This window comes from Thiocapsa bogorovii (assembly GCF_021228795.1).
Taxonomy (GTDB): Bacteria; Pseudomonadota; Gammaproteobacteria; order Chromatiales; family Chromatiaceae; genus Thiocapsa; species Thiocapsa bogorovii.
This window is the reverse complement of record NZ_CP089309.1, coordinates 1,665,933-1,678,577: the sequence shown is the minus strand read 5'-3', so window position 1 is coordinate 1,678,577 and position 12,645 is coordinate 1,665,933. Positions and strand designations below refer to the sequence as shown.

The window sequence follows — 12,645 nt, the reverse complement described above, 5'->3', positions numbered from 1 at the left end:
CGATGCGCATGGTTCGGAGCCGACGAGTTCTTGGTCGTTTCAATCTGCCGGACGGAGGCCGATCGACGCCGACGATCCCGGACCCGAGGCCAAGGCGACAAGTAGATCGAACGTATCCTGCACGCCTCAATCGCGATGTTAGCGGATGGCCCGACCGTCGGTCCATCTCCATCTCCATGTCCGGGATGTGCGCCGCGTCGCGAATCGCCCCGGATTTTGGAAGGTCGCTATGCTACTATTTTGATCGAAAGTATTGTTCGAATCGTCGTCAGTACGGTTGAAGAAGCAGCATAGGCGACGAGACCGAGCAGCGCCCCTGAATAGCGCCCCTGAATAGCGCCCCTGAATAGCGCCCCTGAATAGCGCCCCTGAATAGCGCCCCTGAATAGCGCCCCTGAATAGCGCCCCAGGGCATGCTTTGTGCTTATTTCAACTGACTGAAAAAAGAGAGGTCACATGGTTGTAGCCTTTCCCGAGTTTCCTTGTCCTGCTTCCCCTGCGCGCAACGCATGTGGCGGCTTTACGCTACTCGAACTCATGGTCACCGTCGCGATCGCCGCGATCGTGCTCACATTGGGTGTCCCGAGCTTTCGCGATCTCATCCAGAACAACCGGGCCACGACCCAGGCAAATGCCCTGGTCACGGCGCTGAGCCTGGCCCGCAGCGAGGCCGTCAAACGCGGCCAACATGTCTCGATCTGTCCCTCCACCGACCAGGCCACCTGCACGGGCGGCACCGTCTGGGATGGCGGCTGGATCATCTTCGTCGACACCAATGCGAGTGACGATACGACCGCCAACCCTGTTGTCGGCGAGGTCTTACGCGTGGAGGAGGCTATGACGGGGGTCGCGACCTTTTCCGGTCCGGCACACGTGCGCTATCGCGCGGCGGGTGATGTGGTGAAAAAAGGAACCTTTTCGCATAAGACGACCGGTTGCACAGGAAAGAACGCGCGCACAATCGACGTCGGCGTGACCGGTCGAATCAGCGTCATTCGCTCGGGATGCTGACTCAATGAACAAAAACGCAGCTTATCCCTCTCAGCCATGCCGCTCGCCGCGTAGGCAGCGGGGCGTCGGCTTGATCGAGGTGCTGATCAGCATGGTCATCCTGGCCGTCGGCCTGCTGGGCCTCGCGGCCTTGCAGGGCAGCGCGCTGCGGCTCTCGCGGCAGGCCGACATCCGCGGTCAGGCGACTCAGATGGCGCATGAGATGGCCGACCGGATGCGGACCAATCGTCCCGCTGCGCTCGCGGGTGCGTACGTCGGCGCCTGCGAGGAGGCTGAATGTGATCCCGAACTCGTCATCGCCGACGTAGGCTCCGTGGCCGAGAACGACCTCGCTGAATGGTGCAATGCCTTCGCCTGTCTGTTACCACAGTGCCTGGGGAGTGTCGGTCAGGTTACCGGCCACGACGAGATTGTCAGCATCAGTGTTCAGTGCATGGAGAAACCGGCCGCGGATGGTAAGGATGCGAAATTCTTCAAGCTGACCATGGCCACTGAAATCTGAGGTCGAACATGACATCAAGATCCAAACAGTCGGGATTGACGATCGTCGAGATCCTGGTCTCGCTGGTCTTGGGCCTCTTCCTTACGACCGGGATCCTGAGCGTCTATCTCGGCAGCAAACAGACCTATCGAGCCATGGAGGCCGTCTCGCGGTCCCAGGAGAACGGACGCTACGCCTTCGATCTGTTGGGGCGAACGGTTCGTATGGCCGGTTTTATCGGCTGCGCGCGGCTCGGTGACCGCAACCTTCAAGTCCATGTGGCGAACGTCGACGGGCTGAGTCTGAGCTTGGACGCGGGCACGATCATATCGGGGCTCGACGACGTTGCGTCGGGAACCTTGGTCGGCGGGCGTCTCGTCACTTCCGGCACGGACCAGATGACCGTCCGCGGAGGGGGGGGGTCGTTCGCGCATCTGACGAAAGCAATGTCGGCGGGCAATGAAGACGTTGCCTTAAGGATCAATCGCAACGCCGACAGATGGGACAAAATGGACATCCTGATCATCTCCGATTGCTCGAGCGTAGACGTATTTCAAGCAACCAAAATCGTCGACAAAGAAGATACGAAGGGCTTCTTCAGAGTTCAACACGACGCTCTCTCCAAGGCATATCTGCTGGATGCCGATGTGATGTCCTACATCGACACGACCTTTTTCATCAGTGACTGCGAGAATGTCGAACCGGGCGCCCCGCCGTGCCGTGCAATCTGGCGGTTCAAAGGTGGACGGCCGGTGGAGGACGGCAACCCCGCTGAAGTCCTTCCGGGCATCCACGACATGCAGATCCTCTACGGCGTAGACACGAGCGGCGCGCCGGGATTAGAAGCGTATCAAACGGCGGCCGAGGTGAACGGCAATTGGGGCAATGTCGTCGCGGTTCGGATCGCCTTGCTTCTAGTGAGCGCGGAAGACAATTTGGTCGATAGCCCGCAAGCCATCCCCTTCAACGGCGCCCTGCTGGAACCTGACGATCACCGCCTGCGGCGCGTCGAAACGGCAACCATCGCGATCCGGAATCGACTCCCATGATCAGATCACGCAGGCCTAACTCCGATCGGAATCGCTGGCCGCGCCAGAAAGGGGTGGTCTTGGTGGTGGCACTCATGTTCATGCTCGTGATGACCGTCGTCGGCATCACGGCGATGCGCTCCACGATCTTGCAGGAGCGCATGGCGGGCAACGTCCGTGATCGCGAGCTTGCCTTCCAGGCCGCCGAAGCGGCCCTGCGGGCTGGTGAGTTGGCAGTGCTCAACGACACATCCATCGCGGCAACAAAGGATCTTGAGGCTGCGCTCGATGAGCTGGGACTGGACCCGGATCCGGCTCAATGGGGCGGGACCAACCCGGAATCGACCGGCACCGCGGAGAATCTCGGTTTACCGTCGGCCCCCGTCTTTTATGTGGATCCAGTGCGCAAGATGAACCGAATCGGCGTCACCCTGCCGCCGCGCTGGCAGTACGGCTATCAGGTTACCGCGCGTGGCGTGGGTGGCACCGATAAGGCCGTGGTGATTTTGCAGTCCGTCGTGGAGCCGCCTTGAGACAGTGACGTTCGTGCATGGGAAGAGAACAGGGGCGCTTCGTAAATGCTCGTTCGATGGAGGAACCGGAGATGAGAGGGCAACAGGGAACTAGATCGATCACACCGCTGATGTCCAGGCTCGGTTCATTCATGCTCGGCATTGGCCTAGCGTTTGGAGGTGCGCCCGCGCTGCACGCGGAGGTCACGATCGCCAACACCCCGCTGTTCGTGATGCCGCCGGTGATCCCGGCGCTCGTTCTGGCGGTCGACGACTCGGGCTCCATGGACTCCGAGGTCCTGATGCCGGCCAATGATGGCGCGCTCTGGTGGAATACGAATGACAATTCATTTACCGGCTGGAATGTAGACGGGCAGCGTGAAACCGGCGTCATCAACTTCAACCGTGTCGGCTCCGCGGACGGTACCTGGAAGAAATTCGTCTATCTCTTCCCCAACGGCAGCGGTCTGACCAGCGGCAGGCGGGCCTATACCGACAGCAGCAACGACCATTACGCGGTGCCGCCGATCGGAGCGTTCGCGTTCACGCGCTCGCCCGAGTACAACGCCGCCTACTTCGACCCAAGCAGAACCTACACGCCTTGGCCCGATCAGGGCGGCTATAGCTTCGAGAATTCCAACCCGGCCGCTGCCAAGACGGATCCGACGCGCGGAACCGAAACCTATAATCTGACGGCACTGCGAGAGCGAACTGACGATAACCATGTTTTCCGTATGTTTCCTGGCATGGTGATTCCCGCAGGGACCCGATTCTACGATTGGAGCAACCCGAAGGAATGGAAAACATTGTCGACCGACCGCGCGATAGACTCGGTAAGGGGTGTGCCCATTTCCTTCTACCCGGCGACCTTTTTTCTCTCTCCGGGGACGTCTCTTCCGGAGGGCTTCGGTTACAAGCCGAGCGCCACATCCGAAGATGGTCGGGCCCCCGACGGTTCGACCATGACCCGTTACGAGATTCGCCCCGAAAATTTCGAGTCGACAGCAGCCTATGAGGCGGCAATCCAAAACTTCGCCAATTGGTTTACATATTACCGCAAGCGCCACGCTTCGGCCCGCGGGGCGATCGGCTTCGCCTTTAAGGATATCGAGGGCTTCCGCATCGGGGCTTACCGAATCAACAGCCTGCCGAGCCCCGCGACCGACCTGACGATTCGCGATCTTTCCAATACGACCCAACGGTCGGACTTCTTCGAGCAGATCTATGAAGATCTGAATTCTGGCGGCACGCCGAACCGGGAAGCCGTCAATCACATGCGGGCTCAATTTAAGCGCACGGATGGAAATGCGCCGATCCAAGAAGCTTGCCAGATGAATTTCGGTGTCCTGCTCACCGATGGCTATGCCAACAATTGGACCAGCGCAGGGGTCGGCAATCGCGACGGATCATTCGGGAGTCCCTTTGCGGATTCGGTCTCCAACACCATGGCAGACATCGCCATGGAGCTCTATGCAACCAACCCGCGCACCAACCTGAGCGCTGGCCTGGTCCCGGTCCCGGTCGCCTGCAACAACGCCAACCCCGACCCCTGGCTGGACTGCAACCGTAACCTCCATGTCAACCTCTTTGCCCTTACGCTCGGAACAACTGGGACCGTTTTCAATGTCGACGCGGATACAACCGCTGACCCGTTCGCCCATCCCCCGACCTGGCCGACGAGCTTCAGCGATCGCAACCCGGTGCATGTCGACGACCTTTGGCATGCCACGATCAACAGTCGCGGCAAGTTGGTCAATGTCGCGGTACCCTCGGAACTCGGTGACCGCTTCGTGGATGTCCTCGACGACATCGCGGCTCGGCTCGAGACCTCTGCGACCTCCGCTTCGGCCAGCTCGGCGGTCCTGCAATCCGATACGCAACTCTTCGTAGCAGGTTTTCGCAGCACCGATTGGTCGGGTGAGATCGAGGCCTATGAGCTTGACGAGAATGGTGATCTCAGTGATCAGGCCGTCTGGAGTGCCGAGTCGCGTCTCTTGGCGACGACGACGCGGAATCTCTATACAAGTCTGTCCCCTGGCGGCAATTCCGTCGCGCTGATATGGGCAAACTTAAGCGCAGAGCAGCAGGCAGCGCTGAATCATGCTCCGAACGGCACCCTGGACAATCTCGGCAGTGCGCGTGTGGCCTGGCTTCGAGGGACCGAGCAAAGCGGTCTGCGCAGTCGTTCCGGATCGGGAACCCTACGCCTACTTGGGGACATCGTTTATTCGAACCCGCAGTTTGTCGGCAAGACGGACTATGGCTACAGCTTGCTCGGGGGTTCGGAAGGCAATGCCTATCTTTCCTATCGATCGTCCGAAGCCTATCGCGACCGCCCGGACATGCTCTACGTCGGCGCCAACGACGGGATGATGCACGCCTTCGATGCCGTGACCGGTACCGAGCGTTTCGCCTACATGCCGTCCGAGCATCTTCTGCCGGCAGAGGACGGTGACCACGCACCCATCACCCTGCTGATGGATCGCAACTATGCCCATCGCTACTATGTCGACGGCGCGGCAGCGATCGGCGATGCCTATGTTGGCGGGGCATGGAAGACGATCCTCGTCGGCTCGCTCGGGGCGGGCGGTCGGAGCGTCTTTGCGCTCGATGTCACCAATCCAGGCGGGTTCTCGGGCAGCGATGTCTTGTGGGAGTTTACCGATGAGGATCTCGGCTACAATGTTGGCCAGCCCGAGATCGTCAGCATGCCCAACGGTGACTGGGCGGCCGTCTTCGGTAACGGCTACAACAGCGCCCATCAGCGCGCCATTCTCTTCGTCGTTCGCCTCTCCGACGGCGCCCTCCTGGCGAAAATCGATACCGGGGTCGGTGACGCCGATTCACCCAACGGACTTGCCGCGACGCAGTCGACAGACTGGCCTAACAACGACCTGCGAGCAAACTTGAGCTATGCGGGGGATCTTCAAGGCAATCTCTGGCGGTTTGATCTAGCGGAGCTCGACGCGAGTGTCCTCTTCAACGCACGTGATCCGTCGGACGCGCCTCAGCCGATCACCGCCGGACCAAACATCGCGGCCCATCCCGACGGCCGAAACGCACTGATCGTCGCCTTCGGCACCGGGAGCTATTTCAGAACGGAAGACGGACAACTCGGGAGCCCTCAAGTCCAAACCCTCTATGGTTTGATCGACGCCGACGCCGCGGCGAGTATCTCGGGACGGGATCAGTTGCTACAGCAAACCATCACATGGCAAGGTTCCATCGACCTTGAGGCCGGCACGGTCGCGGCCCGCGAGGTCTCCGGTAATCTGCCGGAGGGGGATGAGCTTGGTTGGTACATGGATCTCGTGCCTCCAACGGGAACAGGAATCGGCGAGCGGGTTGTCAGCGCGCCGACCTTCCCCTCCGGAGCGAAACAGGATCGAGTCCGCTTCACCACGCTGATCCCGGATCCGGATCCCTGCGGAACCTCCCGTGGTGGCTTCCTCATGGATCTTGTCCTCGCATCAGGTGGCCAGACCGACTCGGAGGTATTCGATCTCAATGGAGACGGCAAATTCGACGGCGAAGACGAAGAACTGGCCGACGGCAGGATCGTGAGCGGGATCGGCGGTAGTCAGGGCGAGGAGTTGACGGTCGTTCGCTCTGCCGACGGCGGCATCGATTACCTCTACGGAGGCCGAGACAAGATCATCGCCAGCAAGAATGAGGCGGGCGCAATCGGCCGTCAGTCTTGGCGTCAACTGCGTTGAAGCGTCGCGGACGCAGTCTCTGCCGGCGGAGATCATCATGCGAGCGCGAACGCTTCAACGGGCAAGCGATCCACGGCGCGATTTCGTGACGACGGCCCGAGTCCGAACAACCTCGATTGCACCCAGGTACGGACTCAAACGCCGCGGGCCATTCGGTCCCCTGTGCGCTGTCGCGTGGCGAGAACGCCGCATGACATCCAACAGACCAGTCAGGAGCCCTACCGTGATCAGTCGCTCGCCTAGAACTTCCGGCTTTACCCTGATCGAGCTGATGATCGTCGTCGCCGTCATCGGCATCCTCGCGGCAATCGCGTATCCTTCTTACACCGACCATATCCGAAAAGCCCGCACAGCCGATGCCATGGGGGTGTTGCTTGAGGCGGCGCAGTGGATGGAACGAGGGTACACGGCGGACAACAAATATCCATCCGCCGAAAAATTTGCGACCGACTCCCGTCTTGCGACCTCGCCGAGACCGAGAGACGGAGATCAAACGTATTACACCATTTCGAGGGGCACGCTTGCCGGTTGCAGTGACGCCGACCAGTGCTATGTGCTGACCGCCACCGCAACGAACGATCAGGCGAGTTATTCGCGCTGTCATGAGCTGACGCTCACCAACACCGGCGCGCGTGGGTCCGCAGACGCGCTTGACTGTTGGCGATGAACTCCGCTGACGAAGCTTCTCTCCAAACCGCCCATCAAACCGACCCGATCGCTGGTGACACGGCTCGGCAGTGTCAAGCCCCCCCCGGCGGGGGCGGCACCTCGCGTGAGCCCCTAAGATCGCCGATGGCGAAAGTCTCAAGTTCGCCCCGGCTCTGACACTTGGCCCGTCCTTTCCCGCGACCGTTCTGCCCTACTGTGCCGGCGCTGGGACTAGAATGTCAGCCTGAACATCCTGAGTGCGACCGTCGATCCGGCTTAGAACCCGACATCATGTGTGCCCAACCGTCGCGTAGGACAGAACCAATGCCACAAGTACAGCGGGGATTTACCCTCATTGAGGTCATGATCGTCTTGGCCGTCATCGGAATTCTTGCCGCGCTGGCAGTCCCGCTCTATCGCGATTTTGCCATAAGGGCCAAGGTCTCTGAGGCGCTGCTGGAGATGGGCAAGGTGAAGTCTGAATTGAGTTTGTTCTATGCCAATCATGGACGCTTCCCGATCAACGCCACCGAGCGCCTACCCTTTGCCATCAAGGCGGCCGACCATCATCCGTCGATTCGCGTTCTGGAGGTCAAGGGGGTTGGCGCTTGTAATGCGAATGCAGGCTGTCCAAACGCACGGATGGAAGTCATGCTTCAGCGCTCCGTATACAACGGTATCGACGGCGACGCGCACAGTCAGCTCCGCATGGAAGGACATGGCGGGCCCAACGGGGTCGTCGTCGAATGGCTCTGCGGACCGAGGGATATCCAGCCTCTCAAGCTGGAATGGTTGCCGGCGACTTGTCGTCATCCGCCGTCGTAATCCGAGTCGGGCAGGCACCGAACCCTCCACCGGCCAATCCGTGGGCATTCCGTAGGCATTCCGGGACATCGCCACGGTTTTTTACGACGCAGATCCGTCATCAGCCGTACGAGCCGCATCTCAGCCCGACGGATGAAAGATCACACATAGCCCGCACCACCCCGCATGATCCTAAGAACGGCAGTTGACCGCTTCGTGCTTCATCCGATGCATCGATCGCCTGCAAAATCGTGGTAGCCCGGCGCATTCGCCACCGTGTGTACGTCGTTACGCGCCCCAGCGCACGCTCTTCCACGGCAGCCCAAAAGCGCAGTGTCGCTTCGTCCAGGCGACCGGACAGCGCCCCGAATTTCTCCTTGACCACGGCGGTCGTGTCCATGCCGAAAGGCTAGTCACCACCGTTTCAGTGTTTAAATTATTTTTGCTAGGATCCTAAGGTGGATCATCAGGTTGGCCGATTCACGCATGCGGTATGCCCTGATAGGGCTTTCCTATGATCTTGTGTTGCCTCGACGCCACAGCGGCAGGCGGATCAGGGCCAGAAGAGCCCGCGCGGGCCACGCGGCGGCGATGATGGCGCCGGGGGTGCTGCGTCGCCCATCAGCAGCTCCTCGACCACCGCAGCCCTGCCGCCGGCACCGCGCGATTCAACCATGCGGTCGAGTTTTGCTAGTGCCTCGGGACTCAGCCGGACCTGCATCAACCGCTTTGAATCGTTCGCCTTATAGGACGCCTGCTGCTCTGCCGTTGCCATAGTTTTGCCTCACCTGAACCTTGTATGCGCCATGCTCGGTTCTCTACATACCGCCGCGCGGGCGCCCGATGCCGAGCGGGCCGCAGACCTTTGGATGAACCTTGTCTCGTCGCCAAGCCCAGAACGCGCGCGTGCGTATAATGCGTCGATATCCTCACGGAGACCGCTCCAGCCTCGCCAACCAACGCCGCGGCCATCGACCGATCGCCGCGCGCTCGGATGCATGGGTAGCAACCCATTGAATCAGCTCACTGTCCGCCTGAGGGATAGTGGTCGTGTGGAAATCCCACGACGGCCTCGATCGAGCCGAGCAGGGCGGCGGCATGGGTGTCGGTCGCGGCCTTCACGACAACGGCCTTTGACGCCTCGAAGATCGGCGTCCTCGGCGCATGTTCAGACAGCAAGGTCTCGACGGCTTCGGCATACTTGGCGTCGTTCTTCACGGTGCGCGGCGAGACGTTGTAGCGCGCACCGATGGTTTCGGCTGTGGTTGGTTGAGGGCAAGGTTTCTGGGATTTGTTGCCCTTAACCTCGCCATGCTGATTGCTCCCTTGCGGATTCGGGACCGCCTGCCTCTCCTCCCGATAAAACCGCCCGCGCTCGTAGGCCACGCCCGCGCGCATTTGGCGGCAAAACTCTCGCCCTCGCGCGCGCGAAGTGCGCGGGTAGCCGATCCACCAAAGCCCGCTGCCAGCGACCGCCTCAGCGGGCCGCGCGTGCGCTCTCAGGTGGCCTGTAGGCCGCTTTTGATTGCGCTGTTGCTGTCCTTTCCAACGCTATCTCGTCTCAGATTTCCAAAATTCGCTTACCTGCCTTCAGCCGATCTTTCCGCACTGCGGCACCGGACGAGAGGCGGTGGAAGGGACCGCTCCCGACCCATAGGAGGAGCAGTTTGCGCTGCTTGTAACCCACTGACTGATAAATTGTAGGGGGCGGTACGAAAATGGTTTCATCCCAGGATTCGGCCCGATTTGTTGTTCCATTGAGACCCCGCAGAAATTCGTGCCAACCTTTTCACCTCATTAATATAATCAATTGGTTATCTTAGCGCGATTTTCAAAGTGCCGTTTTTTTGCGTCCAACTCACTGATTCTTCGTTACGATTTCGAAAAGTCGTACAGCGCAAATGTCTCTAGGAGACATCAGCCTTGCCCTGAAGGCTTGCGCTCAGCCGCGCGAGATACCGACTTCAGCTGGAGCGCCTTGTTCGGCTCTCAGGTCTCGCTCGTCGCAGTGGAATCTGCCGCGGCGAGAAGATTGTTTCTGTAGGAAATACTCGGCCAGTTCGTCGATGTCGTAGCGGTGCTCGTTGGCTATCTTGTCTTTTATGGCCCAAAGTTCCTTCATTACCTCGTCAGTCATCGTCATGGACTCCCATTAACTCGATTGGGGTTGCTATCTCGGGACATTGGTAACCCTCGCTTTCTATGACGTTTCTGATCTTTGGCTTCAGCTCGGCGTTGTCAATGTGCCGACAATTCCAGGCGAGCAGAAACTCCATGCCGTTCACCGCGGCAACGGCCAAGTGCAACGCATCGTCCAGCGCTTTTTTTGGTACTGCGCCTCGTTCAATCAGCGCCTTGGAGAGCGCCACGGATTTCTTGTCAAGTTGCAGGACCTCAATATCTTCAAGTGCCCGAAGTCGTCGCGACGCCGCTGACTCATCGCCTCGGCCTGCCTCTTCTACGACCACCTCTGAGATGTACAAGTCAAATCGGCCCCTTTGCGTTTCCCACCAATCGACCGTTTCCCTTTGCCACGCAGCAGCGATCAAATTGTTGGATGGCCGCGCGGTGAGGTAGGAGACGATGGACGTTTCGATGTAGATCTTAGCCATTTCGATCTCGTAGATTACGATCGATCCCTTCGAAGCCGAACAAGTGGTTGTCTGGTTTTCGGAGAACTCCCGTGAACGGCATGTTTCCTAGAAGCACGAGACACCCGTGGACCGATGAGGAGCGCCGCGACCGTCGAGGGGGTTGCGGTCCATGCGAACTTAGCACAGGTCGCGTTTGGTCCGCTCCTGGCCGGGTCCGGTCCCTCCAGGCGCAGACAACTTCACCCCGCGCGGGGGCGCGGCAGGCCTCGCCTCCATCCGCGGATGACTGTCTGCTTTCTGCTGGACGGCCTGGCCATTTACATCGCCCATCGCTGACCGCAAAGCGTCCAGACCTGACGCCCAGGAGGAGGCGCCGAGCGGCTGGTTTAAGTCGACTCCGTACCTTATCCCCTCAGCCGGAGTCACATTTCGAAAAGAAGGTAGGAATCGGATCTGCGAATCATCGACCTGCTGCACATGGTCCGCAGCCTGGCGATCGGCGAAGCCCACGCTGATCCTTCACGGGTTCGGCCTCAACCACCCCGCCATCGATGCCCTGCCGTAACGCCACGATCAAGCCCGCTCTCACGATGCGTGACGGATACTTCAAGCATTTTAACGTATGCTATCCACCCGCTGAGGCGCCCGCCCGCGGCGCTCCAAGATCCCGCCTCCCCACCATGCATCGTCAGTCGTCGAAGTTACGCAGTCACCGAGCCCTCATCCTGCTGCTGCTCGTCGGGACCCTTTGGGCCTTGGCCTGGAGCCTGACCTCGGCGTTGGTGCCGTCACTCGCGCGCGAAGCACTTCCGACATTACAGGCACGGCTGGAGCCGATCGGCATCGGGCTGAGCGATGTAGCCTTCTCGAGGCTTCGGATCTCGCCTTGGTTGAACGGCATCGTGCTGAGCGATCTGGAGGCTCGGCTCGATCTGAATCCACGGGATCGGATTCAGCTGCGCTCGCAGCTCGACATCGCGACACTCGACGTGCGACTGACCGATCCGTTCAGCCTGCGCGGCACCATTCAGGTCTCCGGCTTGGAGGTTCGCCTCGATCCGGCGGATCGTCCCCGTCAGTTGCCGTTCGACCGCTTCACCAACGCCCGACTGGTGATCGGCGATCTTCCGCTGGGAGAACCGCGACAGGCTGCGAATGCGATCCGTGAGAAGCTGACGGCGTTGTTTTTCGAGAATCACGCGATCGGTGAGGTTGAGTTCAGCGGAAATGTCGTCCTCGATATCGACGGCGTCGACATCCCGCCCACGCAGCATGTCATGGTGTTCGAGAGACCCGCCGAGGGCTGATCCCATGAACCAAGTCAGCCGCATCATCGAAGCACCCGCCGGTGTCGCCTGGCGGATCCTGACCGACACGCGTGAATGGCCGATCTGGGGGCCGAGCGTACGCGCGGTGGACGTACCAGCGGATCTGATCGGCCCCGGCATGCGCGGGCGGATCCAGACCCCGGTCGGCCTCTGGCTCCCCTTTGAGATCATCCGCTGGGAGCCCGAGCACGCCTGGGCCTGGCGGGTCGCGGGCGTCGAGGCGACCGGGCATCGCGTAGACCCTCTTGGACCCGGACGCTGTCGGGTCACCTTCGAGATCCCTCGATGGGCGCCGCTCTATCGCTTGGTTTGCGATGCGGCCTTGCGCCGGATCGAGGAGCGGGCGCGGACTTCAGCCTGAACCGAGCTTGCTGCGCGCCGACGCCAGGTGGGCGGGTGAGGCATTTGCACCGAAAGGTCTCGATCTAGCCCGAATATTTCATAAAAAAGGGCGACTCTCGTTCAACCCATTGATAAAATGGCTGTTCCGCCAAGAACGCTTCGGAAGAAGCTAAACGAGGTC

At 60.5% G+C, this 12,645-nt stretch carries 13 protein-coding genes; 9 read left to right on the top strand and 4 right to left on the bottom strand.

Going from position 1 to position 12,645, the window contains the following annotated elements:
• Positions 1–456: 456 nt before the first annotated feature.
• The 7 genes from LT988_RS07600 to LT988_RS07565 all read left to right on the top strand — a co-directional run bounded on the left by LT988_RS07600 (position 457) and on the right by LT988_RS07565 (position 8,221).
• The gene (locus tag LT988_RS07600; RefSeq protein ID WP_232409580.1) at positions 457–1,011 is read left to right on the top strand and encodes a GspH/FimT family pseudopilin; all 555 of its coding nucleotides are present in this window, start codon (positions 457–459) and stop codon (positions 1,009–1,011) included.
• 4 nt (positions 1,012–1,015) lie between these two features.
• Positions 1,016–1,513 (top strand): type IV pilus modification protein PilV, encoded by a 498-nt coding sequence (gene pilV, locus LT988_RS07595; RefSeq protein WP_269752111.1) that lies wholly within the window; start codon positions 1,016–1,018, stop codon positions 1,511–1,513.
• Positions 1,514–1,647: 134 nt separating this feature from the next.
• Positions 1,648–2,541, top strand: coding sequence for a PilW family protein (locus LT988_RS07590; RefSeq protein ID WP_232409579.1), 894 nt, complete (start codon positions 1,648–1,650; stop codon positions 2,539–2,541).
• Positions 2,538–3,053, top strand: coding sequence for a pilus assembly PilX family protein (locus tag LT988_RS07585; RefSeq protein WP_232409578.1), 516 nt, complete (start codon positions 2,538–2,540; stop codon positions 3,051–3,053). The genes LT988_RS07590 and LT988_RS07585 overlap by 4 nt, the downstream gene beginning before the upstream one ends.
• Positions 3,054–3,070: 17 nt before the next feature.
• The gene (locus LT988_RS07580) at positions 3,071–6,748 is read left to right on the top strand and encodes a pilus assembly protein (RefSeq protein WP_232409577.1); all 3,678 of its coding nucleotides are present in this window, start codon (positions 3,071–3,073) and stop codon (positions 6,746–6,748) included.
• A 190-nt stretch (positions 6,749–6,938) separates the two neighbouring features.
• Positions 6,939–7,415, top strand: a complete 477-nt coding sequence (locus LT988_RS07570; protein WP_408648054.1) for a type IV pilin protein — start codon at positions 6,939–6,941, stop codon at positions 7,413–7,415.
• 305 nt (positions 7,416–7,720) lie between these two features.
• The gene (locus tag LT988_RS07565; protein ID WP_232409576.1) at positions 7,721–8,221 is read left to right on the top strand and encodes a prepilin-type N-terminal cleavage/methylation domain-containing protein; all 501 of its coding nucleotides are present in this window, start codon (positions 7,721–7,723) and stop codon (positions 8,219–8,221) included.
• Between the two features lie 532 nt (positions 8,222–8,753).
• On the opposite strand, the gene LT988_RS07560 is transcribed toward LT988_RS07565, so the two are convergent.
• The 4 genes from LT988_RS07560 to LT988_RS07545 form a co-directional block, all read right to left on the bottom strand.
• A complete protein-coding gene (locus LT988_RS07560) occupies positions 8,754–8,975 on the bottom strand; it encodes a hypothetical protein (protein WP_232409575.1) in 222 nt (73 codons plus the stop codon).
• A gap of 248 nt (positions 8,976–9,223) precedes the next feature.
• Complete coding sequence (locus LT988_RS07555; RefSeq protein WP_232409574.1) at positions 9,224–9,598, bottom strand: hypothetical protein; 375 nt, start codon at positions 9,596–9,598, stop codon at positions 9,224–9,226.
• 544 nt (positions 9,599–10,142) lie between these two features.
• Complete coding sequence (locus LT988_RS07550; RefSeq protein WP_232409573.1) at positions 10,143–10,337, bottom strand: hypothetical protein; 195 nt, start codon at positions 10,335–10,337, stop codon at positions 10,143–10,145.
• Entirely contained in the window at positions 10,330–10,812 is a 483-nt protein-coding gene (locus LT988_RS07545) for a type II toxin-antitoxin system VapC family toxin (RefSeq protein WP_232409572.1), read from the bottom strand. The genes LT988_RS07550 and LT988_RS07545 overlap by 8 nt, the downstream gene beginning before the upstream one ends.
• Before the next feature lie 662 nt (positions 10,813–11,474).
• Between LT988_RS07545 and LT988_RS07540 the strand changes: the two genes are divergently transcribed.
• Both LT988_RS07540 and LT988_RS07535 read left to right on the top strand, forming a co-directional pair.
• On the top strand, positions 11,475–12,101 hold the full coding sequence (locus tag LT988_RS07540; RefSeq protein WP_232409571.1) for a hypothetical protein: 627 nt from the start codon (positions 11,475–11,477) through the stop codon (positions 12,099–12,101).
• A 4-nt stretch (positions 12,102–12,105) separates the two neighbouring features.
• Entirely contained in the window at positions 12,106–12,483 is a 378-nt protein-coding gene (locus LT988_RS07535; RefSeq protein ID WP_232409570.1) for an SRPBCC family protein, read from the top strand.
• Positions 12,484–12,645 lie beyond the last annotated feature (162 nt).

Bases quoted from the DNA above. Each gene is read 5' to 3' on its own strand.
- LT988_RS07535 (WP_232409570.1), top strand. From the start codon at position 12,106: ATGAACCAAGTCAGCCGCATCATCGAAGCACCCGCCGGTGTCGCCTGG.
- LT988_RS07600 (WP_232409580.1), top strand. From the start codon at position 457: ATGGTTGTAGCCTTTCCCGAGTTTCCTTGTCCTGCTTCCCCTGCGCGC.
- LT988_RS07540 (WP_232409571.1), top strand. From the start codon at position 11,475: ATGCATCGTCAGTCGTCGAAGTTACGCAGTCACCGAGCCCTCATCCTG.
- LT988_RS07555 (WP_232409574.1), bottom strand. From the start codon at position 9,598: ATGCGCGCGGGCGTGGCCTACGAGCGCGGGCGGTTTTATCGGGAGGAG.
- LT988_RS07585 (WP_232409578.1), top strand. From the start codon at position 2,538: ATGATCAGATCACGCAGGCCTAACTCCGATCGGAATCGCTGGCCGCGC.
- LT988_RS07565 (WP_232409576.1), top strand. From the start codon at position 7,721: ATGCCACAAGTACAGCGGGGATTTACCCTCATTGAGGTCATGATCGTC.
- LT988_RS07545 (WP_232409572.1), bottom strand. From the start codon at position 10,812: ATGGCTAAGATCTACATCGAAACGTCCATCGTCTCCTACCTCACCGCG.
- LT988_RS07580 (WP_232409577.1), top strand. From the start codon at position 3,071: ATGGGAAGAGAACAGGGGCGCTTCGTAAATGCTCGTTCGATGGAGGAA.
- LT988_RS07560 (WP_232409575.1), bottom strand. From the start codon at position 8,975: ATGGCAACGGCAGAGCAGCAGGCGTCCTATAAGGCGAACGATTCAAAG.
- LT988_RS07550 (WP_232409573.1), bottom strand. From the start codon at position 10,337: ATGACTGACGAGGTAATGAAGGAACTTTGGGCCATAAAAGACAAGATA.
- pilV (WP_269752111.1), top strand. From the start codon at position 1,016: ATGAACAAAAACGCAGCTTATCCCTCTCAGCCATGCCGCTCGCCGCGT.
- LT988_RS07590 (WP_232409579.1), top strand. From the start codon at position 1,648: ATGGAGGCCGTCTCGCGGTCCCAGGAGAACGGACGCTACGCCTTCGAT.
- LT988_RS07570 (WP_408648054.1), top strand. From the start codon at position 6,939: ATGACATCCAACAGACCAGTCAGGAGCCCTACCGTGATCAGTCGCTCG.